Origin of the sequence: Clostridioides sp. ZZV15-6383 (genome assembly GCF_020657735.1) — a bacterium.
Lineage (GTDB): Bacteria > Bacillota > Clostridia > Peptostreptococcales > Peptostreptococcaceae > Clostridioides > Clostridioides difficile_D.
On record NZ_JAGWCV010000030.1, the window covers coordinates 1 to 22,202 of the forward strand.

General features: G+C 28.1%; 24 protein-coding genes, 1 riboswitch and 1 other annotated feature. Of the genes, 5 read left to right on the forward strand and 19 right to left on the reverse strand.

The window, feature by feature from the left end; translation table 11 throughout:
* Positions 1 to 241: 241 nt before the first annotated feature.
* On the reverse strand, positions 242 to 523 hold the full coding sequence (locus KGF42_RS11835) for a hypothetical protein (RefSeq protein WP_003420428.1): 282 nt from the start codon (positions 521 to 523) through the stop codon (positions 242 to 244).
* A 314-nt stretch (positions 524 to 837) separates the two neighbouring features.
* Here KGF42_RS11835 and KGF42_RS11840 point away from each other — a divergent pair, with 314 nt between their 5' ends.
* From KGF42_RS11840 to KGF42_RS11860, 5 genes are all read left to right on the forward strand, one after another.
* Positions 838 to 1,647, forward strand: a complete 810-nt coding sequence (locus KGF42_RS11840; RefSeq protein ID WP_227826390.1) for a response regulator transcription factor — start codon at positions 838 to 840, stop codon at positions 1,645 to 1,647.
* 41 nt (positions 1,648 to 1,688) lie between these two features.
* Positions 1,689 to 1,955: a DUF3795 domain-containing protein gene (locus tag KGF42_RS11845; protein ID WP_054273715.1), complete on the forward strand. Its 267-nt coding sequence runs from the start codon at positions 1,689 to 1,691 to the stop codon at positions 1,953 to 1,955.
* A gap of 262 nt (positions 1,956 to 2,217) precedes the next feature.
* Complete coding sequence (locus KGF42_RS11850; protein ID WP_054273714.1) at positions 2,218 to 2,982, forward strand: lysophospholipid acyltransferase family protein; 765 nt, start codon at positions 2,218 to 2,220, stop codon at positions 2,980 to 2,982.
* A gap of 62 nt (positions 2,983 to 3,044) precedes the next feature.
* On the forward strand, positions 3,045 to 3,329 hold the full coding sequence (locus tag KGF42_RS11855) for a hypothetical protein (RefSeq protein WP_054273713.1): 285 nt from the start codon (positions 3,045 to 3,047) through the stop codon (positions 3,327 to 3,329).
* Positions 3,330 to 3,476: 147 nt separating this feature from the next.
* Positions 3,477 to 4,019 (forward strand): DUF1697 domain-containing protein, encoded by a 543-nt coding sequence (locus tag KGF42_RS11860; protein ID WP_227826391.1) that lies wholly within the window; start codon positions 3,477 to 3,479, stop codon positions 4,017 to 4,019.
* Between the two features lie 162 nt (positions 4,020 to 4,181).
* On the opposite strand, the gene KGF42_RS11865 is transcribed toward KGF42_RS11860, so the two are convergent.
* The 18 genes from KGF42_RS11865 to thiC all read right to left on the reverse strand — a co-directional run bounded on the left by KGF42_RS11865 (position 4,182) and on the right by thiC (position 21,942).
* Complete coding sequence (locus tag KGF42_RS11865) at positions 4,182 to 5,726, reverse strand: hydantoinase/oxoprolinase family protein (protein ID WP_227826392.1); 1,545 nt, start codon at positions 5,724 to 5,726, stop codon at positions 4,182 to 4,184.
* Positions 5,727 to 5,746: 20 nt separating this feature from the next.
* Entirely contained in the window at positions 5,747 to 6,826 is a 1,080-nt protein-coding gene (locus KGF42_RS11870; protein ID WP_227826393.1) for a DUF917 domain-containing protein, read from the reverse strand.
* Positions 6,827 to 6,879: 53 nt separating this feature from the next.
* Positions 6,880 to 8,169, reverse strand: coding sequence for a cytosine permease (locus KGF42_RS11875; protein WP_054273709.1), 1,290 nt, complete (start codon positions 8,167 to 8,169; stop codon positions 6,880 to 6,882).
* A gap of 162 nt (positions 8,170 to 8,331) precedes the next feature.
* Positions 8,332 to 8,543, reverse strand: a binding site (T-box leader).
* Positions 8,544 to 8,880: 337 nt separating this feature from the next.
* Positions 8,881 to 9,315: an MOSC domain-containing protein gene (locus KGF42_RS11880; protein ID WP_054273708.1), complete on the reverse strand. Its 435-nt coding sequence runs from the start codon at positions 9,313 to 9,315 to the stop codon at positions 8,881 to 8,883.
* A gap of 34 nt (positions 9,316 to 9,349) precedes the next feature.
* A complete protein-coding gene (moaC, locus tag KGF42_RS11885; RefSeq protein ID WP_054273707.1) occupies positions 9,350 to 9,820 on the reverse strand; it encodes a cyclic pyranopterin monophosphate synthase MoaC in 471 nt (156 codons plus the stop codon).
* 3 nt (positions 9,821 to 9,823) lie between these two features.
* The gene (gene moaA, locus KGF42_RS11890) at positions 9,824 to 10,783 is read right to left on the reverse strand and encodes a GTP 3',8-cyclase MoaA (protein WP_054273706.1); all 960 of its coding nucleotides are present in this window, start codon (positions 10,781 to 10,783) and stop codon (positions 9,824 to 9,826) included.
* 46 nt (positions 10,784 to 10,829) lie between these two features.
* Positions 10,830 to 11,333: a molybdenum cofactor biosynthesis protein B gene (locus KGF42_RS11895; RefSeq protein ID WP_054273705.1), complete on the reverse strand. Its 504-nt coding sequence runs from the start codon at positions 11,331 to 11,333 to the stop codon at positions 10,830 to 10,832.
* 470 nt (positions 11,334 to 11,803) lie between these two features.
* Entirely contained in the window at positions 11,804 to 12,142 is a 339-nt protein-coding gene (locus KGF42_RS11900; protein ID WP_227826394.1) for a heavy metal-binding domain-containing protein, read from the reverse strand.
* Between the two features lie 158 nt (positions 12,143 to 12,300).
* On the reverse strand, positions 12,301 to 12,672 hold the full coding sequence (locus tag KGF42_RS11905; protein ID WP_054273703.1) for a CoA-binding protein: 372 nt from the start codon (positions 12,670 to 12,672) through the stop codon (positions 12,301 to 12,303).
* 47 nt (positions 12,673 to 12,719) lie between these two features.
* Positions 12,720 to 13,337, reverse strand: coding sequence for a molybdenum cofactor guanylyltransferase (locus KGF42_RS11910; RefSeq protein ID WP_227822163.1), 618 nt, complete (start codon positions 13,335 to 13,337; stop codon positions 12,720 to 12,722).
* Between the two features lie 15 nt (positions 13,338 to 13,352).
* Positions 13,353 to 14,720 carry a GTP pyrophosphokinase gene (locus KGF42_RS11915; protein WP_227822164.1) on the reverse strand — a complete coding sequence of 456 codons (1,368 nt, stop codon included), beginning with the start codon at positions 14,718 to 14,720 and terminating at the stop codon, positions 13,353 to 13,355.
* Between the two features lie 662 nt (positions 14,721 to 15,382).
* Entirely contained in the window at positions 15,383 to 16,777 is a 1,395-nt protein-coding gene (locus tag KGF42_RS11920; RefSeq protein WP_009889640.1) for a YfcC family protein, read from the reverse strand.
* Positions 16,778 to 16,954: 177 nt separating this feature from the next.
* Positions 16,955 to 17,653 (reverse strand): thiamine phosphate synthase, encoded by a 699-nt coding sequence (locus tag KGF42_RS11925; RefSeq protein WP_227822166.1) that lies wholly within the window; start codon positions 17,651 to 17,653, stop codon positions 16,955 to 16,957.
* Positions 17,654 to 18,757 carry a 2-iminoacetate synthase ThiH gene (gene thiH / locus KGF42_RS11930; RefSeq protein WP_227826395.1) on the reverse strand — a complete coding sequence of 368 codons (1,104 nt, stop codon included), beginning with the start codon at positions 18,755 to 18,757 and terminating at the stop codon, positions 17,654 to 17,656.
* 16 nt (positions 18,758 to 18,773) lie between these two features.
* Positions 18,774 to 19,544, reverse strand: coding sequence for a thiazole synthase (locus KGF42_RS11935; RefSeq protein WP_227822168.1), 771 nt, complete (start codon positions 19,542 to 19,544; stop codon positions 18,774 to 18,776).
* A 62-nt stretch (positions 19,545 to 19,606) separates the two neighbouring features.
* Positions 19,607 to 20,410, reverse strand: a complete 804-nt coding sequence (gene thiF / locus KGF42_RS11940) for a thiamine biosynthesis protein ThiF (protein ID WP_227826396.1) — start codon at positions 20,408 to 20,410, stop codon at positions 19,607 to 19,609.
* Positions 20,403 to 20,597, reverse strand: coding sequence for a sulfur carrier protein ThiS (thiS, locus tag KGF42_RS11945; protein WP_227822170.1), 195 nt, complete (start codon positions 20,595 to 20,597; stop codon positions 20,403 to 20,405). The genes thiF and thiS overlap by 8 nt, the downstream gene beginning before the upstream one ends.
* Before the next feature lie 43 nt (positions 20,598 to 20,640).
* Positions 20,641 to 21,942, reverse strand: coding sequence for a phosphomethylpyrimidine synthase ThiC (gene thiC / locus KGF42_RS11950; protein ID WP_054273695.1), 1,302 nt, complete (start codon positions 21,940 to 21,942; stop codon positions 20,641 to 20,643).
* 141 nt (positions 21,943 to 22,083) lie between these two features.
* Positions 22,084 to 22,195: riboswitch (TPP riboswitch) on the reverse strand.
* Positions 22,196 to 22,202: the final 7 nt, after the last annotated feature.

The following is a 22,202-nucleotide window of genomic DNA, read 5'->3' on the forward strand; positions in this document are numbered from 1 at the left end:
AATAAGTTTTTTTAATATTTCGTTTTTGTTAAACATAAAAAGTGTGCACCTTCCTTTATATAGTGATATTTAATATTTTAATTATCACCACTTTTTAGAAGAATACACACTTTATTTTAAAGACCCCACATCTATAAACTATAAATGTGTATTCTCTACTATTTTCAATAATAAGATGTACTTTTTTACTAATCTTCAGTTCTCTGTAACCATTCCAAAATAAAATTCATATAAATTAGTTCTACTGTACGATTGAAACTTTAATAATGTCTCCATTTTTTCTCTCCAAGTGAACTACTTCTCCAGTTAAATCATAATCAAATGCTTTTACTAATATTTCAGTCACCTTTTTACCATCAACTACATCATCTTTTCCATTAAATAAGTCCAAAGCATTATTCTCAATCATTCTCTTTGCAAAGTTTACAGGTAACTTTATATGTATTTTATCACCTGTATGTGATAAGACTCTTATTCTTAAAAACTTTTCTAAATTGTTTCTCGGTGTTTGTTTTGATGCCATGCTATTAAATCACTCTCCTTTATTTTTTATTTAATAATAAATTTTATTCTTAAAAATATCTTTATATGTATTTATTATGAAAGTAACACTATTATTTTCTAATTTTGGTTTACACCTATTCTTCTTTAATATATTTATTTGATGAATATCTATAATTTATAATAATTGTATATTTTGAGATTTTACTTTACAATTATTATATCTAAATTTAACAAAATATCTTATTAGAATATTTTAATTAAATCAAAATTTGTTTATTATATATCAAAAATAAATTAGTATATTTATTTTTGATATGTCAGGAGGATATATTTATGAATGAAATAATCAATAACATTTTAAACACTTGCAAACAGTATACATATATTTTGCCACATAAATTGTTAAAACCATATATAGCACACTATACAATATCCATTCCAGATACAAGTATTAAAGAAAATCTTACATTAATACCTGATGCTAGTGGATGTATGATATTTAAATTTGATAAAAAAGGTATGGAGAGTGAATTCTGGGGAGCTACAACAAAAACTACTATTGTAAAAAATGATATAGAAAATGTACTTTTTAGAGTATTTGTTGAGTTTAGTCCAGGTGGTGTATATTATTTGACAGGTCTTTCTCAAAGAGAATCTACAGATTTAAAAATTACACTTGAAGATTTTAATACGTTATTTAACTTAGAGATTAATTCCATTTTTGAAAGAACAGGTACTATAAAGGAATTAGTAGAACAATTAGATATGTTATTTTTATCATACTTATTGAAATCAAATATAGTAGATATGACTATACCAATTCTTGAAAATGCCAGAAAACAGAACTCTATTATGTCTGTCAAAAACATTTCCCAAATCAGTTGTTATAGTGAACGGCATTTAAACAGGATTTTTAATAATTCTCTTGGCATGAGTGTTAAATCCTATCTTAGATTACTTCGTATAAATATTGTGCTACAAGAAGTACAAAATAATAAAACACCATTTGCAACTTTAGCACAAGATATTGGTTATTATGACCAATCCCATTTTATAAATGATTTTAAATCTATCTGTGGTGTTAATCCAACAACCTATATAAAAAACTTGTCCGATTTTTACAATGAAAAGTATAAATTTTGATATACAATCATATAAAATTTATATTTAAGGAGTGACTTAGAATGATAGAATCAAGATGTGGAATTTTATGTTATGAATGTGAGTACAAGGAAAAAGTTAATTGTATAGGATGTACATGTATTGAGAAACCTTTTTGGGGTGAAGAATGCCCTATAAAATCCTGTTGTGAAGATAAAAACCTTACACATTGTGGTCTATGTGATACATTTCCATGTGAAATGCTTAATCAATTTGCATATGACAAAGAACAAGGTGATGATGGAAAAAGAATTGCTCAGTGCAAAAAATGGGCTGTTGTAGCCTTATAATATAATTATTATAAAGTAAGTCTTTTAAACTGTTGTAGAGCAATCTGCAACAGTTTTTATAATTAAATTTAAAGGTTATTTAATTAATTTAATAGAATAGTAATCTATTGATTCGGTCTGATTACTAAAATTAGAAGCATAAAACCTTAATATCTGTCTACTTAAAATACATGTTACAAAATGGAATTAAAATAGACTTAAATTTTGTTTTATGTTAAAATCTTTACAGTAATAAACAATTTTATTTTAAGGAGATAATTTTATGAATAATTACTTAAAATTTGCTACATATCAACTTATAGGCTTTACATCTTCTATACCTAGACTCATTAAAATTAAAAAGAATCCTGATAAATTTAGCTTAAAAGAAAAATTTGAATTTATGCAAAAACAAGCTAGAAAATCTTTAGATATAGTAAATATAGAACTTAATATAATTGGTAAGGAGACACTACCAAAAGAACCACTTCTATTTGTTGTAAATCATTCTAGTATGCTTGATAGCTTCATATTAACAGCAAGTGTAGAAAGACCAATTGGATGTGTAATTGCAGATGAACCAGTGTGGAGAAATATACCTATATTTAAAGAATGGGCAAAGTTACTAAGATGTGTATATGTAAACAGAAAAAACAATCGGGAAGGTATAAAAAGTATTGCTGAAGCCTCTCAAAATATACTTACAGGTCAAAGTATGGCAGTATTTCCAGAAGGAGATTTAACATGGATTAAAGAGCCAAATTCACTAGTTTCAGATTTTAGAAGTGGAGCTTTAAAAATAGCATATAAAGCAAAATGTCCTATTGTTCCACTAGTAATAAAAAATTCAAAAGATACTTATGAAGGATACCAACCTATTGGCAAAATTAATTCTGTTCCTGTTGAAGTCGAATTTTTAGAACCAATTTATGACCATATTGAAAATCCTAGACTAAAGTCTTCTGTACTAGGTGAAAATATAAAAAATAAGATGATAAAGACAATAGAAAGTTTTAGAAAATCAGATAAAACATTTAAAGAATTTTAATATTAAAATTTATTGACTAAAAAAAATTTTAATGTTAAAATTCTTTTTAAGAGGTGATTAAAGTGGCAAAAAATACAAAGCAAACAACGGTTCATATTGATGAAACGCTACTTAAAGAAGTTAAGAGAATAGGAATTAATGAAAATAAAAGTATATCCCAGATAATAAACGAATCAATAATAGATTATGTATTAGTATACAGAGAAAACGAAGATAAAGAAAAAAATGAACATGATAAGAATCTAAATGAAACAATAAATGCATTTAAAAAAGAAGAAGAAAAAAGAATTCAAGCAAAAAGTGCTGCTAGAGCTATAGCAGAAGCAAAAAAACGAGTTCTTTACTAAGAAAAACAAAAATCGGTACAAATTAAGCACCGATTTTTTTATATTAAAAAAATTACATATGAAGAAGTTTTGAAAGAATTATAAAAGATGCAAATTCCAGTTTGTACTACATAGAAAAATATGAATGTTTAGAGGTGAAATTATTATATGAAAAAGTATATCGCATTATTAAGAGGTATCAATATAAGTGGTAAGAACAAGATAATTATGTCTGAATTAAAAGCAAGCTTTGTAGAACTTGGTTATTCAGAAGTTTCTACATACCTTAATAGTGGTAATGTTGTCTTTTTAAGTGATGTAGATGACAGCAAGGTTATCTCAAATACAATAAGATTAATGATAAAAAAACAGTTTGAATTGGAAATACCAGTTTTTATTATTTTACAAGAGGAGTTAAAAGATATACTAAATAATGCTCCTAATTGGTGGGGAGATAACAACAAAGAAATATATGATAATCTTATTTTTATGTTTCCTGACTTATCTTATGACGAGTTTTATGATGAGGTTGGAAATCCTAAAGAAGAGTATGAAAAAGTATATCATTATAAAAATGCTATCTTTTGGTCTTTTAGTCGTAAAGATTATAAAAAGACAAATTGGTGGTCAAAGACTGCCAGTTCAAATGTAAGTGATAAGATTACAATTCGTACAGCAAATACGGTAAGAAAAATAGTTGGAATGCGATAAAAGATAACAAACAGCCGATAAACCTCAAAAAATAGGTATATATCGGCTGTTCGGAAACTTATAAGAATATAGTCAAAAGTTATGATGTTTTTATTGATAAAATAAATTTAAAAATGAGTCCAGAAATATTTATATGATTCTGGAAATACTTATATTTATTCTTTAAATTAAATCACCAACAACTTTTACTTTTATAAGAAGTGCATTACCAGGAAGGTATGCAAGCGGAACATCTTCTATATTTAATACTTCTACAGTTTCTTCTTTAGCACCTGCTTTTAGAGCTTTATTTACAGCCTCTTTTTTTGCATCTTCTATGGCATCTTCCCTAGACATTTTATCTAAACTGTATACTTTTTCTACATCTCCACTTATTTGTCCTAAAGCTGCACCAATAGCATTTGCAGCAGTATAGTGAGGAGGTCTTATAACATTACTTATACCTCTTAGTTTTTCAGGAACAATTATACTTCCTCCACCAGTTAAAACCAATTCAACATCATCTTGACTAGTCTTCATTTGGTCTACAGCATCTTCTAATTTTAAAATAACTTCCTTATATACCTCATCACAATACTCTTTATCTAAATTTTCAACATTACTTTTTCTATCTTCAAATGCCATATCTAACTTTGTAACAACATCTGATAAAGTTAAAGTATCTCCACCAAATATTATTGCATCTTCAGTTATTCTATATCCCACACTTTCAGGACCTATCTTTATATTGTCTTTTTCGCCTTTTACACATGTACCACCAGCAAGACCAATAGTTAAAACATCTGGCATTCTAAAATTTGTATGTACTCCCCCAATTGTAACTGGAATTGATGATTCTCTAGGGAATCCATTGTATAGTACACCTAAGTCACTTGTAGTTCCTCCAACATCTAGTACTATTGCATTTTTTACTTCTGATAAGAAAGAAGCCCCTCTTATAGAATTTGTTATTCCACATCCAATTGTAAAAATCGGGTATTTCATTGTATACTCTAAATTCATTAATGTTCCATCATTTTGACTGAAATATATTTGTGCATCTATACCTAAATCTTTAAGTGCTTTTTCAAAGCCTAAAGATACAGCTTTGCCTACTTGAGATAATGCAGAATTTAAGATAGCTCCATTTTCTCTTTCTAATATACCTATATTTCCTATTTCATTTGATAAAGATATAGGTATATCCCCTAAAATTTCTCTAACCCATTTTGCAACTTCTTCTTCTTGTTGTTTATTTACTGGAGCAAATACTCCACTTATTGCAACGCTTTCCACTTTATCTTTTATTCTATTGCAAAATTCTACAACTTCATCTTTACAAAGTTCATTTATCTTTCTACCATCGAACTCGTATCCACCAGATACCAATATTGAATCTAACTCTATTTTTTCTCTTAAATCTTCTGGCCAATCTATAAAAGGAGGAATGGCAGTAGTTGCTGGTTTCCCTATTCTTATCATAGCCACATTATTAAGTCTTTTTCTTTCTACAATAGCATTCGTACAATGAGTTGTACCAAGCATAGCATATTTTATTAATGAATGGTCAATTTTACTTTCATCTATAACTTTTTTTAAGGCATTGTAAACACCAGTTTCAACATCTTTTGTAGTTGCCACCTTAACTGAATGAATTACTTTTAATTCCCCATCCAGTATACAAGCATCTGTATTTGTTCCTCCAACGTCAATTCCTACACGATACATCAAAATTTCCTCCTAAACTTTTATTTTCCTTGTAATTCTTCTACTGTTTTATATTCAACATCATATCCAAAGTATCCAGGTCCAACTGTCTCAATTCCTTTTTCTGTTCTCCATTTTTCATTACAAGGAAAAGCTACTACCATAACACGAGAACCGTATTTTATTCTTTCTGTAGTTATTGGAAATCCAGTTTCTAAATCTAATACTGCTATCAAGTCTGGTGTAATACAAAGTGGTGTATCACCTTTTTTTGCAATTAAATTCTCATTTTGGAATAATATAGAATACTCTCCATCATATTCATTAATTCCAGCAAAAAAGGCATGTCCTCTAGTAAATCCACCTTTCAACTCTCTCTTAATATCAATTACTTTTCCTTCAAACAATTTGTATCCATTTAATTCTTTTAGTATACTTTCAACAGCACCTTTTGAATCGGATTTATTTTCAAGTAAAAATCCTCCTATAGTTTCAGCTATTGTAAGTGTATTACCTATAGCAGCTTTTTTAACTTGAGCCCCACTTAAATTATAGTCACTAATAGAAGAACTTCCTCCCATTTCTACAGTTAAGGTTCTAGCCAGTCTTTCTGACCAAATTCCATCCACAGGATAAAGAATAGCAGAATTACCTTTTTCATCAGACATTACAGCAGGAGATGCCTCATATCCTTCAAGATAAAAAGTTACCATTTGAGCTTCAGGAAAAGCTCTCCCCATAGAATCTGCGTCTAAGATAGGAAGTCCTTTTTTTGCAGCAACTGCTATTGGCATAAGTGAATTTATGCCACCTATTTCTATAGGAATTATAACATCTACTTTTCTATTTAATAATTTTTCCATTATCTCTAAAGGTGTAGTTAATTCCACTTCAGAAAGTAATTTTTCTATTGTAATTACAGGAGAACCCATACCAGATACTGGAACTACTAGAGCATCATCATCAAGTTCATCCAAGCTTATTACTTTTACAGGACCATACTTTTTAATTGCTTGTTTTGCAACTAATTTACCTACATATGGGTCACCTCCACCTCCAGTTCCAAGTACTGCTGCACCAACCGCTATTTTATCTACACTTTCTTCTGTTAAAAATCTCATGTTACTTTCTCCTCATATTTCAATTTTATTTTATACTTTATAAACAAACTTCATTATACTGCTTTGTCTATTTCTTGCTTATTTTTCACTGAACAAAGCACTTTTCCAATAATAGATTGTACTATAAATCCTGCTATAAATCCATCTAAAGGAGCTATAGTAGTAAGAGTTATAAATCCATATGTTGAAAGGTAAGTTATTAATATACCAATTATCCAAGACACTATTGAACGTTTAACTATTGGTTTATATAATACACCTTTATCAAAACCTTTAAGCTCTTGCTTTACTATGTAATATTCTGCTGTATATACACCACCAACAGGTGCAATTACAATTCCAAGTAAATTCAAAAATCCTATAAAACCTTCATATATTCCAAATACAGCTAATAATGTAGCCACAATACCAAGAACTATAGTTAATACTTTCTCAGGAGCTTTCTTAAGTACAAGAGCTATACTTAGTGATGCTGAATATACATTACTTGTATTTGTAGTCCATTGAGCTAATGTAAGTACAATTATACCTGGTATAGCAATTCCTAATGTAATAAAAATTCTCATAATATCAGAAGTCCCCATACATTTTACTAATATTATTGAAACTATTATCATAAAAGCATTTCCAAATTGTATTCCTAAGAAACTTGAAAGTGCACAATCTCTTCTACTTTTAGCCCAACGGCTTATATCAGGAGATACTATTGCACCAACTATTATTATACTCATTGATAAAGAAACTCCACCTGCAAATGTCATAGTGGATTTCATATTATCATCAACTGGAATTCCATTTGCTCTAAAGGCTAAAAATATAGTTAACATCATAAGAATTAATAAGAATGGTACTGAATATACACTAAGCTTTTCCATTGCCTTATATCCATAAATTGCAGTACTCATCATCAAGAGACCACCTATAAGACTTAAAATCTGCATACTCACATCTAGATTAAATATATCTTTTATTATTATCTGTGCATTTTGGGCAAAGAAACCTACTTGAACTCCAAACCACCCTAATAGAGAAACCCCTATAACTAGAGAAAATATTTTTGCTCCAGCTTCTCCAAATACATACTTTGTTATCATAGATGTAGATAAACTTGTAGATGAACCAACCAAAGAGCATGTAGTATACAAAATTGCAGAAAAAAATGAACCAACAATTACTGACAATATTGCTTGTTTCATTGGCATACTCTGTGCCAACTCAGCCCCTAAGATAACAGATGATAAATCCACACCTATTGCTACTAAAACTGAAAACATAGCTACCCAACCACGTTTTTGATTCTCTGGAATCTGTTCCAGAGCATAGTTAATTTTTTCTTCTTCCATTTTCATCCCTCCATTTAAATCGTAAAGCCACTGACTTTAGCATATTTTACAATTTTCTAATTTATAAATTTATTAACTATCATATTTTTATACTTTTCATTTAATATATAGTTTTAAATTTTCTGAAATAAGTTTATAATAAAAAACGCCTCTTGGAAAAATCCAAGAGACGAATATAGATCCGTGTTACCACTCTTATTAGTAAAAATTAATTTTACTCACTCATTTTCTTAAGGCGAATTAAACCACTATTATAATATAATTACAATAGTATTCTCCAAAGTCCTTTTCACATAAATTCCAATATTAGTTCTCAGCCAAATCTAACTCTCTGTAAAATTCCTTTATGCTACTTTCTTCTTCTACGAATATATAATATTGATTTGTAGTTAATTTATGATTTATATCATAATATATATGCAATATTTTGTCAACTTAAAAAGTCAATTACTTGCATTTTTTAGTTTTATATGTAATTTTTTATATTATTACTATACTTATATTATGTATTTTTTTTAATTTCATCAAAATTTATCTTTTTATACTTTATCATCTATAAATTTACAGCATGAATAATATACACTTAAATAATTAATTTTATATAAAATATCTTTCAAAGTATATAAAAAAAATATTATATTTTAAAATTACAAAACAAAAAGCTATGATTTTACGTTCATAGCTTAATATAATTATATTTTAATAGTAATTTTATTGAATTATATCTATTGAATCTTCAACTTTTATAATACCTTCCTTTATAACTTTTACAAAAATTCCCTCTCGTGGCATTACACAGTCTCCTGTCAATTTTTTAATTTCACATCCACTGTGACACTTTTTTCCTATTTGAGTTACTTCAACTTCACATTGCCCTATTCTCAACTTTGTACCAATAGGTAGTGAAAATACTTCTATTCCCTCTGTAGTTATATTTTCAGCAAAATCTCCAAATTTTAATTGGTCAAAACCCCTCATTTTCATTTTATCTATACTTTCTTTTCCAAGTAAGCTTATTTGACGATGCCAGTTCCCTGCATGTGCATCTCCAACTATTCCATGATTTACTTTTAATTCTGCACATTGTACAGGAACCTTAATTACACCCTTTTTCTCACTTATATTTATTGATACTACCTTAGCCATATTTCCTCCAAATTTTCACCCATATATTATTAATTTACTCGAACTTAAAATCTCCTGATTTTCCACCATTCTTCTCCACAAGATGTATATTACTTATAACCATTTTTTTGTCAACTGCTTTACACATATCATAAATTGTAAGTGCTGCTAAAGAACATGCACTTAAAGCTTCCATTTCTACTCCAGTTTTTCCAAGAGATTTACAAGTTGCATATATCTTAATAGCAGACATAGAATCATCTATATCAAACTCCAAATCACATCCAACTAATTTAATCTGATGGCACATTGGTATATTTGAAGATGTATTTTTAGCTCCCATTATACCTGCAACTTGAGCTACAGATAAAACATCTCCTTTTTTTATCTGACCATTTTTTACTTTTTCTAAAGCTTCTTGGCTGAGAGTAATTGTAGCTGTTGCCACAGCTGTTCTTTTAGTATCATCTTTTTCACTTATATCCACCATCTTGGCATACCCTTTTTCATTTATATGTGTTAACATTGCTTATCCTCCAATTTCATACATACGCCTATTTGTATCACTACATTTATTTTCTATTAAATGATGCTTTTCTGGTTTTTGTTTTATTATATCTTTCATAGATTCTCTAAATAACAATGGTTTATGTAAAAATGGTTTTATATCTATCTCTTCTTTTGAATGGAGACATAATTTTATTGCACCACTAGAAGTAAGTCTAATACGATTACAAGTGTTGCAAAATGAACAGCTTAATGGAGTTATAATTCCTATTCTTCCTTTAGCTCCTTTAAACATATAATATTCTGCTGTGCTTTTCTCATCATTTTTAACTTTATATAAACCATATATTTTTTCAATCATTTCTTTTACATTAAAATAACCCTTTTTATAAACTCTATTAGCCTCACCTAATGGCATCAGCTCTATAAATCTTACATCAATTGGTGATTTAACTGTTAAAAACATAAAGTCTTTAAGTTCATCATCATTAAATCCACTTATAGCAACACAATTTAGCTTTACTTTTATGCCTAAATTTAAACACGATTCAATCGATTTTAAGACATCTTTTAAATTTCCACCTCTTGTTACAGATTTATATTTATATTCCTTCAAAGAATCTAAACTTATATTTACTTTATTTAAACCACATTTTTCAAGCTCAAATATTCTATCAGAAAGTCCAATAGCATTAGTGGTCATTCCAATATTATTTATTCCACATTCTTCTTTTGTAAATTTTATAAGTTCATTCAAGTTAGGATATAAAAGAGGTTCTCCTCCAGTAAATCTAACTTTTGTTATTCCTTGCTCTGCCATAGCCTTTATAATAAATTTGTAATCTTCAAAACTTAAATTTTCATTTATATAATTTTTATCAAATTTTACATCTGGTGGCATACAATAAACACACCTTAAATTACACTTATCTGTAAGTGAAATACGAAGGTAGTCTATTTTTCTTCCATAATTATCAATCATACTCTATCTACCTCTTTGTCTATTTTTTATCTATCTAAATTATGTACTATTCACTTTTTTTAGTGGCACATTCTGTAGCTTCTCCTCTTAAAATCTCTATACCATGGTCTAAAACATCAATGATAAAACTCAGATTTTCAACTGCACCTTTTGGACTTCCAGGTAAATTTATTATTATAGAATTTTTTCTTATTCCACTTACACCTCTACTTAGTATAGCTTTTTTGGTAATTTCTGTAGATTTCATTCTCATATATTCACTAAGACCTGGTATCTCTTTTTCTAACACCTCTTTAGTTGCTTCTGGAGTTATATCTCTTTTTGAAAAACCAGTACCTCCATTAGTAAGAATTAAGTCTATTTTATTGCTATTACAAAGTTTTATAATATTTTCCTTTAGCATTTCCTTATCATCTTTTATCAATATGTATTCAATAACTTTGTAAACTCCTGTATTTTCAACAAATTCAGTTAATTTTTTTCCTGTTATATCTTCTCTTTTTCCTTCATATCCTTTATCACTAAGTGTTATAATTGCAACATTAAACATATAATTTCACCCCTCTATACATTGATTACGCCCCTATAAACACAAATCCATTTAATAAAATCTACTCTATTTTATTTACTTTTTCCTCAGTAATATAACATATTATATTTATTTTTTTAATTATATCACCTATTAATACATACATTTTTTATTATTCCAACGTTCTCAAAATGAAAGATATTACTTTATAACTATATCAAATACAAAACTAGTATATATGTAATTTATATAACAAATGTGCGAGTACTTTCAATTTCTATAATTATTATAACATTATTAATATTTTTCTCTACCAATAAAATTTTTAAAGTCTATACCATATATTATATAATATAATTTTACTTATTTATATAATATCAGCCTAATTTTATTGTCATAATGATTAAAATTCTCTCTTATATTAGTTTTTTCAAATAAAAAAAGGCACCCATAAAATTTTTAAAAGATGCCTCTTTTTAACTATTTATATTTTATTTTCCAACCACATCATTATCATCTTCTAAAATAACTGCTGTTCCATAAGCAAGAATTTCTGCTGCACCTTGCATAACTGAAGCTGAAGACAGTCTGAATGCTATTACTGCATTTGCACCTTTAGCTTCTGCATCTTCAACCATTCTACCTATGGCAATTTGTCTTGCTTCTGTAAGCATTTCATTATATCCTGTAAGTTCTCCTCCAACAAGATTTTTAAAACTTGCTCCTATATCTTTTCCAACATGTTTTGCTCTTATTGTACTACCTCTTACTAGTCCTAAAACTTCTGATATCTTTTTGCCTTCTACTTTTTCTGTAGTTACTATTAACATAATATATCAACTCCTTAGTATCCTATTTAATATATTATATCATGTAATCCATAATCTTTTAACAAATATTGTAACTTAATGTTTCATTAGCAAATCTATACTATAAAATAATATGTTCTATTAACTAGTTATATCTTTTATTATTAAAATATATAATCTTATCTAGTCAACTCATCATACAAGCTTAAATTATATTCTACATTTAATTTTAAGTCTTTAGTCTTTTTAATCATCATTTCACTAAAGCTTCCTTTTTCAAACCATATATTTTGTATATCCAAAAGTTCTACTTCTTCTAAAATTACATCCATCTTAGACTGTTTGTCAATAATGGCTACAACATCAATATTGTGTGGAACATCTTTTAAGCACTCATACACATCTATACCATCAATAGGTTTCTTCTCTTCATCTATAGCAACAACTTTATACATATTCTTTTTAAGTTCATCTAATATTTTATATGCTTTGCTTTCTTCATCGCTATTATTTAGTATTACTGCCCAAGAATCGCATTTAAGTAAATTCATAAACTCTCCTCCATATAAATCCTACTCTATTTTACAATCATAGCTAATTAAACTCTAGTTAATTTTTCATACTCATCAATAGTGTTTACATTTAAAAATAAATCTTCTTCATCAAAGTATATATAGCTTTTATCTATTTTGTCTATAAGGCTTCTGAGCTTTAAATCATTTTCCCCTATACATAAAGATACCTTATTTATTATACTCTTTTTATATCCAGAACACAATGGTTGTAACTTTCCATTTGTCACCGAAATCACACTTTTGTCATCCATTTCATTAGCTATTCTTTCAACCACTTTATTATTTAGATATGGCATATCACATGCAACTGTAACTATATCATACTTTGCATATTCAAGAGCAGTATATATTCCTCCAATTGGACCAACATTTTTTACTATATCATTATAAACTCTAATATCATATTTAGAATATAATTCTTCATTATTAGATATTATTATTACCTCATTAAAATTTTTAAATATCTCTATTGCAATTTCAATAAAAAGCTTTTCATGTAGCTCAAGAAAGGCTTTATCTCTCCCCATTCTAGAATTTTTTCCTCCAGCCAAAATCACACCTGTTCTCTCTATACAAATCGCCTCCTCTAAAATAATTTTATTTAATTCATATATATTTGAAAAATGGCGCACTAGCGCCATTTCAACATTGACTTATTACTCAAAGATTTGAATAATTTTTTCTTTAAATGCATTCATAAGCTTTTCTTTTTCTTCTAAATATTCACCATAGCATTCATATTCTCTACATATGCAATTTATAATTTCACTTGATGTGAAGTTTATTTTTTCAAGATTATAGTTATATAAAATTTCAACACTATCAATCTCACTTATACTATTAAATATATAAGTATACATATCTTCAATTATAAACTTACTGTCTTCTTCAAATTGGCATAATAGTTGTTCTCTATTCTCCTCTAGCAATACATTTTCTTTTATAAACTCTACAAAGTTTTCAAAGTCTTCTGTATTGTTACATGGCTCTATTTCAAATAATATTCTAAAAAATAAATTCCATGGAAATTCCGTATTTAATCTACTTCTAAAATGATTTCCTAGGTCTTTACAAAATTTATCATCAAATGTTGGTTCTCTTTCAAATTCTATTTGATCATTAAAGTTTATATCCTTATTTACAATTTCATTTAATCTTGCAAACTCATCAAGCATAAAATTGCCTAAAACTTCATCACTTATATCTTGTTTATTAAAAGAATAACTTAATATAGTTTCACATGGTTTTTTAAAATCCACAACGAAGCCTATACTTTTGTTCATTTTTTCAGAAAAAGCATCGTATACTAATTTCGCAAACAACTTTTCAATTTCTTTTTTGCTTACTTTCATATTAAAAGCTTTTCCTGAGTGAAAGTTTTTATAAATGCTTAAAAGCTGATTATCTATCATAGTAAGATTATTCTTTATAGAGTCCATCATATCCTTTATAAATTTATCAGCAAGTAAATATGTATTATTTTTATAAATTATTTTATGTTCAATTTCACTCCAAAACACATTTACAAGAGATTTAATTTGAAGTTCAAATTTTACTTCTCTATCTAAATATGCAAAAACACCATCTATTTTATATATTTCAAATCCATTTTTTTGCTTATTAGGTTGCCTTTCAGACAATTTTAATTTAATGTTCTTATTTTCTTTATTATAATAGTTTATTTTGTCATCTGTTTTATTAAAATATCTTCTTAAAAGTCTATATATCTTGTTTTCATCTTCAATAAATCTGCACTCAATTCTTAAACCTATTAAGTCAGAAACATTATGAATAAGGTTACTTGCTTCTCCATATTTCTTTAAATATCTATTTCTAATTATCTTTTCCCTTAAACTTGATTCTGATTTTATTCTAGAGTTTACATTTATATATTCTTGATTCTTTTCATCCAAAATATTTTCAAAATACTCTTCTATTTCATCTGATATAGTTTCTAATGTTGGAGACATTGTTCTCAACATATCAATAGACTCTTCAATAAAATCAAATTCTTTTAATCCCATAAATTTTTACACTCCTATGTTTAATAACTGTTAGCTATTTCAGTCCTTTATATTTAATTACACTCTTATTTTAACATTTTTTCCTACCATAAGTAAGTATTCTCCAAAAACCTTCATATATATTTCAAATTAATATTAATTTATTTAGCTTTTTGACTTTTATTTTTATTTTTTTACTAATTTAGCATATAAAACAATAGTCAGTAGTCTAAATGAATATAATTCAATAAATTAGACGAGAAAATATATATTTATTATAATTTTTTGTCATTTTTTATATAAAATTATTTTTATACAAATATATAAAAATAACAAATCAATACTTAATCAAACAAGAAATATAACAATTAAGACTATGTCTAACTAGATAATAACTCAAAACATCCTTAAACATCCTTTTAACTTGTGTAAAGTAATTAAAATTAGATAGCTAAATTTGTTTTATATAATTGAATTTTTTATATGTACTTAAAAATACTTATTAGAAATTTACTAAATTTATAAAATTTTTCTCATGAACAAGTTGCTAAATTACTTAATGGCAATTTATTTCTGATTCCAAAAAATAAATTGCCATTAAGTAATTTAGTGGCAATTTATTTAAAAACATCTTTTTATTCTTTTATATAATTTCTAAATATATTAAATAAAACTATCTTTAACTAAAACCCTATATATATACCTATTGTTAAAAATACTAGAGATACAGCTGTTAAAATCAACAATATAGGCATTATAAATCTTACCCATTTTGAAAATGGAATATGAGCCACTGCAAGTGCTCCCATCAGTACTCCTGAAGTTGGAGTTATAAAATTTGTAAGACCTACACCAAACTGATAAGCAGTTACTATTACTTGAGCTGATATGTTAACCAAATCACCAAGAGGAGCAAGTACAGGAACTGTAAGTGAAGCAAGACCTGAAGATGATGGAATTAAAAATGCCAATGCAGCTTCCAAAAAGAATGATAAATATACAAATATAACCTTTGGAAGTCCTCCTAAAAAGGCTGCCGCGGAATTTAATATAGTATCTATTATAAATCCATTTTGAGCAATTATTACGATTCCACGGGCTAAAGCTATCGCAAGAGCTGCTGATGCTAAATCTTTTGCTCCATCTATAAAACTTTCTGAAATTTCAATTTGAGATAATCTACCAACTAAACCAGAAAGTACACCTATCGCAGCAAAACACATTGATATTTCTGGAATGTACCATCCTTGACTTAAAACACCCCAAATCATTATTGCCATCCCTATTCCAAATATAGCAAGAACAGACACTTCTTTAAAAGTAAACTCTTTTATTTCTGTTGAAGTTTGGTTAAGTATTGATTTATTATTTTTATCTATTTCATATACTATTGAACTTTCAGGATTTTCCTTTACTTTCTTAGCATAATACATGACAAACGCTATACTGATTAATATATATGCTATAAAAATAACTACTCTGTATGTTACTCCTGAACCAGGAGCAAGTTGAGCTAGTGCCTGTGCAATACCAACTGAAAATGGGTTTATTGTTGAAGCAGCGGCTCCTGCTGCTGCGCCTATAAATACAATTGCTATGGCGGTTAGAGAATCATATCCTAATGATGTCATAAGTGGAACAAATATCATATAAAATGGTAATGTCTCTTCTGCCATCCCAAATGTAGTGCCTCCAAGTCCAAATAAAATCATTGATATTGGAATTATAAGAAGTTCTTTTCCTTTAAATTTAGATATAACTGATGCTATTCCTGCCTCTATAGCTCCAGTTCTATTTACAATACCAAAAGCACCTCCAACTATTAAAACGAAGCCCACTACCTCAGCTGAATCAATAAAACCTTCTATTGGTGCTTTAAAAACATCTGCAAATCCTTGAGGATTACTTTCTACACTTTGATAAGTTCCTGGTACAACTACCATTCTACCTTCTACATCTTCTCTACTAAATTCACCACTTGGTACTATCCAAGTCAATATTGCCATTAAGACTATTAGTAAAAATATTATTGTAAAAGTGTGTGGTATAATAAATCGTTTCTTTTTACTGTCAGTCATTATAATGTCCTCCATACTTTACTAAATTTTAAATCTTTCTAGGATATTATTTAATCTCTCTGACTAAAGTTTTCCCTTTTTATAAATTTTTATTAGTAAAGATACAAAATAAAAAGCTAGCTTTTAAAACTAAAGAGCTAGCTTTTTCATTTTTCTTTAAATTAAGGATTCCACATACTATTTTACTAATTCAATTTTTTCATTATAATTTAAGATTGTTTTTTTAATATCTTTAGATTTCATTATAGTTGACATTACAGCAAAATCATCACAGTATTTTAATGTTTCTTTGACATTAGATGGTAAAATTCCCCCAAGTGCAACTATTTTAATATCAGTAATCTCCTTCGCTTCTTTTAAAAGTCTAATTCCTTTTGGATTTACTCCTTCTTTACATTTAGTTTCATATATATGTGATAATGTTATGTAATCTATTTTTATGTTTTGATTTCTTATTAATTTTTCTAAAAACTTTACTTCCTCTATTTTGTGTAAAGATAATCCTAGTATTTTATTTCTATTAAAATTACACTTATTTTCAATTAAATTCAAGAATAACTTAAAGGGAAGATGAATACCTTGACAATCTACTTTTTCAAAAAATTCAATATTACTATTTATTATAAAGTTAACATTAAACTTATTCCCACTTTCTTTCTGATTTATATTAGTTTTCAAATTTTCATTCGATATTTGCTCTTGAAAATCTATACAATTGATTTTGGTTTTTATTTTTATATATAATTTTTTTAATTCTTCATATTCTAAATCTTTTTCTCTTATTATGATATTTTCTACACCACTCAATATAGACTCTTTAATAACTTCTAAATATCGTTCTTCGCTACACAACTTTCTATTTGTTATCAAATACATTTAAAATCTTTCCCAATCTTTAAATACATGCTGATAACCAATTGAGTTTAACATTTTCTCTACATCTTTAACAGTACTTTCATCATTTATCTTAAATTGAGCAGTATCATGTTCATCTTGAGAGTGACCTCCTATATCAGTAGATACACCTGCACTCAACTTAGTTACTCCTAAAGGTATTATATGACTTCTCATTTCCAAATTCTCTCTAGTCGATATATTTATGGCTGCATGAGGGTCAAATAATCTCATACATACCATAGCTTGGACTAAATCAGTATCACTTATATCTACTAATTCTTCAAAACAGCCTTTAAAAGGTCTCATTCTTGGTGTTGAATATGAAAGCTCAATATGAGGATATTTTGTTTTTAAATATTTCCCATGCAATATTGTAAAAAAAGTCTCTTTTCTAAAATCATTTAACCCTAAAAGTGCACCTATTGATAGAGTCCTCATACCTGCTTTTGCACCTCTTTCAGGAGCATCTAACCTAAATTTATAATTTGATTTTGGCCCTTTTATATGGACTCTTTTATATATTTCCTCGTCATAAGTTTCTTGATATACTGTTAGTCCTTCAACACCTTTATCTACAATATACTTATATTCCTCTACTTCCATTGGATAGACTTCTATACCTATAGATGGAAATTTATCTCTTAATATTTCTATAGCTTCACCTATATATTCTACACTTGAGTGAAAACTACTTTCCCCAGTCAAAACAAGTAAATGTTTAAAACCTTCCTTTGAAATTGCATTTCCCTCTTCTCTAATTTCATCCATAGTTAATTTTTTTCTTTTTATTCCACTTTTTATATTATAGCTGCAATAAACACATTGATTAACACAGTAATTTGCTATATACATTGGCGTATATAAACATACAGTTTTTCCAAAATATTGAACACTTAATTTATGTGCTTTTTGTGCCATAGCTTCTAGATGTTTTACAGCAGTTTTAGAAAGCAAATTTAATACATCAAAATCTTCAAGCTTGTCTTTTGATAAACTTCTTAAAACATCATTATCTGCAACATTATTTAAATATCCATCAAAATCAAAATCTCTATATTTTTCTATTACATCATAAAAACTCATAACCAATCACCACTTTCTATAAATTGCCTAAAAAACCTGTTAAAGGAGAAGACGCATTTGCAAATTCTGATACACTTCCTGTTTTTGCGAGATATGCTTCTCTTCCTCCTTCCACAGCTAGTTTGAATGCTCTAGCCATCTGTACAGGGTCTCCTGCTGAAGCTATTGCAGTGTTGACAAGTACTGCATCAGCTCCCATTTCCATAGCTTCCATAGCTTGAGATGGCTTTCCAATACCTGCATCTACTATTATTGGTATATCCAACTCATCTATCATTATTCTTATCATTTCCTTCATTTGAAGACCTCGATTTGAACCAATTGGTGCTCCAAGGGGCATAACTGCTGCTGCATTAGCTTCTATAAGTCTTCTTCCAGCATAAAGGTCTGGTGTCATATATGGAAGGACTATAAATCCTTCATCAGCAAGTATTTTTGTAGCTTTTATAGTTTCTTCATTATCAGGAAGTAGATATCTAGTATCTGATATTACTTCTATTTTTATAAAATCTCCACATCCCATTTTTCTAGATATTCTAGCTATTCTTACAGCTTCTTCTGCATTAGTAGCTCCTGATGTATTTGGAAGTATTGTCATTTCTTTTGGGATGTATGTTAATATGTTTTCTTGTTTGTTATCTAAATCCACTCTTCTAAGTGCCATTGTTATTATTTCGCTTCCACTTTCTTTTATTACCTCTGGTAATATATTATTTGAACCATATTTACCTGTTCCAACCAATAATCTGCTACTGAACTCATGTCCAGCAAGTACCAATTTATCCATATTCTTTCCCTCCATGTTCAATTTTTTTAATATTCAATCTTTTTAGTATCTAATTTTAATATTTACATATCTATAAGTATTTGTGTTGCTAAATTTGCCATGTGATTTGCACAGATAGCAACTCTTGGACCCATAAGACCTTCACCAAATTTAGCTTCATTTACAAAATCTCCACATATATAAAACTTGTCTTTTATTTTCTTAGTAGTTATTATATTTGAATCATAGTAACCTGCCATACCTGATGATGCTATTAGGTATTTATCTTTAAAATTTATCAATACATAATTACAAACCTGTGCCTTACATGAAGCATCATCAAAGGCTTCAATTATCAAATCTGAATCTTTAATAACATCCATATTATGTTTGTTTAAAAAAATATCTCGTTTACTTAATTTTATAAACGGATTTATTTTTTTTATATTTTCTATCATAGCATCAGTTTTTAGTTTTCCTATATCATCTATAAAATACTGCTGTCTATTTAAGTTAGATGGCTCTACGACATCATAGTCTATAAGTAAAAGTTCTCCTACTCCAATTCTAGCTAAAGAGATAGCTATATTGGAACCAAGTCCCCCTAATCCCAATATAGCAACCTTCCCTTTTTTTAACTTATTATGCACATTTGGAGTATGTCTAGCAATCAACAAGCTTTCCAACTCATCAAATGATGGTTTAATTCCCTTTTGTATAAGTGTTAACTTATCATTTTCACAAAGTGGCATATCTGCTTTAATTGGATACCCATTCAACACTAACACATCACAGTTTTGCTTATAACTATCTCTAACTTTGTAGGCAGTTGTATTTTCTTCAACATTTGTTAATACTTCATTTACAAATATTTTTATTTTAACCACCTCCAATAAAGCTAATAAGTTCTACAATATCCTCATCTTTTAATACATATGTACTGTAGTTAGATTCTTCAATTATGTCTAGATTTACTTCAACTACGACTCTATCACTCTTTAAATTATACTTATTTAATAAATCTATTACAGTCAATTTTTCTTTAAACTCAATATCTCTTCCATTAACCTTCACTAAATCACCTCCTCTTTTCAACTTTTTTTATTCTAGTCACAAATTATATTAAATTAAGTTCTTCATTGTTTAATATTTTCTTAACTGTTCTCATTGAACACATTTTTCCACACATAGTACAGCTATCTTCATGAGTAGGAGTTGATTCATCTCTGTATCTCTTAGCCTTTTCAGGGTCTATTGCAAGTCTAAACATCTCACACCAGTCTAAATCAGCTCTAGCTTTACTCATCTTATTATCCCATTCACGAGCACCTTTAACATTTTTAGCTATATCTCCTGCATGAGCAGCTATCTTTGCTGCTATTATACCTTCTTTCATATCATCTAAATTAGGTAGTCTTAAGTGCTCTGCAGGAGTTACATAGCATAAAAAATCTACTCCTTTAGCACATGCTAAAGCTCCTCCTATTGCACTTGTTATATGGTCATAACCTGGTGCTATATCTGTAACCAATGGTCCAAGAACATAAAAAGGTGCTCCATGACACAATCTCTTTTCTAATACTACATTTGCTTCTATTTCATCAATAGCCATGTGACCAGGTCCTTCTATCATTACTTGTACATTTCTTTCCCATGCCCTTTTAGTAAGTTCACCTAATACTACAAGTTCTTGAATTTGAACACCATCAGTAGAATCTTTTATACAACCTGGTCTACAAGCATCACCTAAACTCAATGTAACATCATATTCCTCACATATATCTAATATTTTATCAAAATTAGTATAAATAGGATTTTCCTTATTATTCAGCTCCATCCATGCAAATAATAAAGAACCTCCACGAGATACTATATGAGTTAATCTTTCATGATTTTTTATTTTTTGGCAAACACTTCTTGTAAGACCTGCATGTATAGTAATAAAATCAACCCCATCAATAGCATGTTGTCTTATTACATTTAAAAATTCTTCTTCTGTTATATCTTTTAATTCTTTTTCCAAATATCCCACTGCATCATACATAGGCACTGAACCTATCATTGCAGGTGACATTTCAACTACCTTTTCTCTAAATTCTCTAGTTTTACCATAGTTACTTAAATCCATTATAGCTTCAGCTTTCATGTCTATTGCTACTTTTACTTTTTCAAGTTCTTTTTCTATATCCTTACAATCTCTTGAAATTCCTAGATTTACATTTATTTTTGTTCTTAAATTTTTACCTACACCTTCTGCACTTAAAGATTTATGATTTTTATTAGCAGGTATAACAACTTGTCCATTTGCTATTAATTCTCTTAATTCATTCACATCTACTTGCTCTTTTTGAGAAACGATTTCCATTTCTTTAGTTATTATACCTTTTCTAGCAGCATCCATTTGTGTTGTATAGTTCATATTACAATCCTCCAAGATTAAAGTTATAGTTTTTGAAAATAAAAAAAGTGCTTTTCCTTGTTTGGAAAGCACTCTTATAATCATATATACACTCAGACAAATTTACCCTAATATTGAATAATTTGTCTATTTATATAACAAAATTATATTAAAAAGCTTCCCTTCGCAAGCATTATCTTGATCAGGTTATTAGGGTTTGTAAGTTACGGCTTTATCTCTCAGCTAGCCAATTCTAGCGCCCCTAGCTCTAAATTTTTCAT

What these genes read in the sequence shown, in the direction of transcription:
- KGF42_RS11905 (WP_054273703.1), bottom strand. Translation starts at nt 12,672, where the DNA reads ATGAATTTACTTAAATGCGATTCTTGGGCAGTAATACTAAATAATAGC.
- moaA (WP_054273706.1), bottom strand. Translation starts at nt 10,783, where the DNA reads ATGATTGATAATTATGGAAGAAAAATAGACTACCTTCGTATTTCACTT.
- KGF42_RS11870 (WP_227826393.1), bottom strand. Translation starts at nt 6,826, where the DNA reads ATGAGATTTTTAACAGAAGAAAGTGTAGATAAAATAGCGGTTGGTGCA.
- KGF42_RS11845 (WP_054273715.1), top strand. Translation starts at nt 1,689, where the DNA reads ATGATAGAATCAAGATGTGGAATTTTATGTTATGAATGTGAGTACAAG.
- KGF42_RS11875 (WP_054273709.1), bottom strand. Translation starts at nt 8,169, where the DNA reads ATGGAAGAAGAAAAAATTAACTATGCTCTGGAACAGATTCCAGAGAAT.
- KGF42_RS11850 (WP_054273714.1), top strand. Translation starts at nt 2,218, where the DNA reads ATGAATAATTACTTAAAATTTGCTACATATCAACTTATAGGCTTTACA.
- KGF42_RS11915 (WP_227822164.1), bottom strand. Translation starts at nt 14,720, where the DNA reads ATGGGATTAAAAGAATTTGATTTTATTGAAGAGTCTATTGATATGTTG.
- KGF42_RS11910 (WP_227822163.1), bottom strand. Translation starts at nt 13,337, where the DNA reads ATGGCGCTAGTGCGCCATTTTTCAAATATATATGAATTAAATAAAATT.
- thiH (WP_227826395.1), bottom strand. Translation starts at nt 18,757, where the DNA reads ATGAGTTTTTATGATGTAATAGAAAAATATAGAGATTTTGATTTTGAT.
- KGF42_RS11920 (WP_009889640.1), bottom strand. Translation starts at nt 16,777, where the DNA reads ATGACTGACAGTAAAAAGAAACGATTTATTATACCACACACTTTTACA.
- KGF42_RS11895 (WP_054273705.1), bottom strand. Translation starts at nt 11,333, where the DNA reads ATGTTTAATGTTGCAATTATAACACTTAGTGATAAAGGATATGAAGGA.
- KGF42_RS11880 (WP_054273708.1), bottom strand. Translation starts at nt 9,315, where the DNA reads ATGGCTAAGGTAGTATCAATAAATATAAGTGAGAAAAAGGGTGTAATT.
- KGF42_RS11865 (WP_227826392.1), bottom strand. Translation starts at nt 5,726, where the DNA reads ATGTATCGTGTAGGAATTGACGTTGGAGGAACAAATACAGATGCTTGT.
- KGF42_RS11900 (WP_227826394.1), bottom strand. Translation starts at nt 12,142, where the DNA reads ATGTTAATAGTAACTACAGAAAAAGTAGAAGGCAAAAAGATATCAGAA.
- KGF42_RS11840 (WP_227826390.1), top strand. Translation starts at nt 838, where the DNA reads ATGAATGAAATAATCAATAACATTTTAAACACTTGCAAACAGTATACA.
- thiC (WP_054273695.1), bottom strand. Translation starts at nt 21,942, where the DNA reads ATGAACTATACAACACAAATGGATGCTGCTAGAAAAGGTATAATAACT.
- KGF42_RS11935 (WP_227822168.1), bottom strand. Translation starts at nt 19,544, where the DNA reads ATGGATAAATTGGTACTTGCTGGACATGAGTTCAGTAGCAGATTATTG.
- KGF42_RS11860 (WP_227826391.1), top strand. Translation starts at nt 3,477, where the DNA reads ATGAAAAAGTATATCGCATTATTAAGAGGTATCAATATAAGTGGTAAG.
- moaC (WP_054273707.1), bottom strand. Translation starts at nt 9,820, where the DNA reads ATGTTAACACATATAAATGAAAAAGGGTATGCCAAGATGGTGGATATA.
- KGF42_RS11835 (WP_003420428.1), bottom strand. Translation starts at nt 523, where the DNA reads ATGGCATCAAAACAAACACCGAGAAACAATTTAGAAAAGTTTTTAAGA.
- KGF42_RS11925 (WP_227822166.1), bottom strand. Translation starts at nt 17,653, where the DNA reads ATGTATTTGATAACAAATAGAAAGTTGTGTAGCGAAGAACGATATTTA.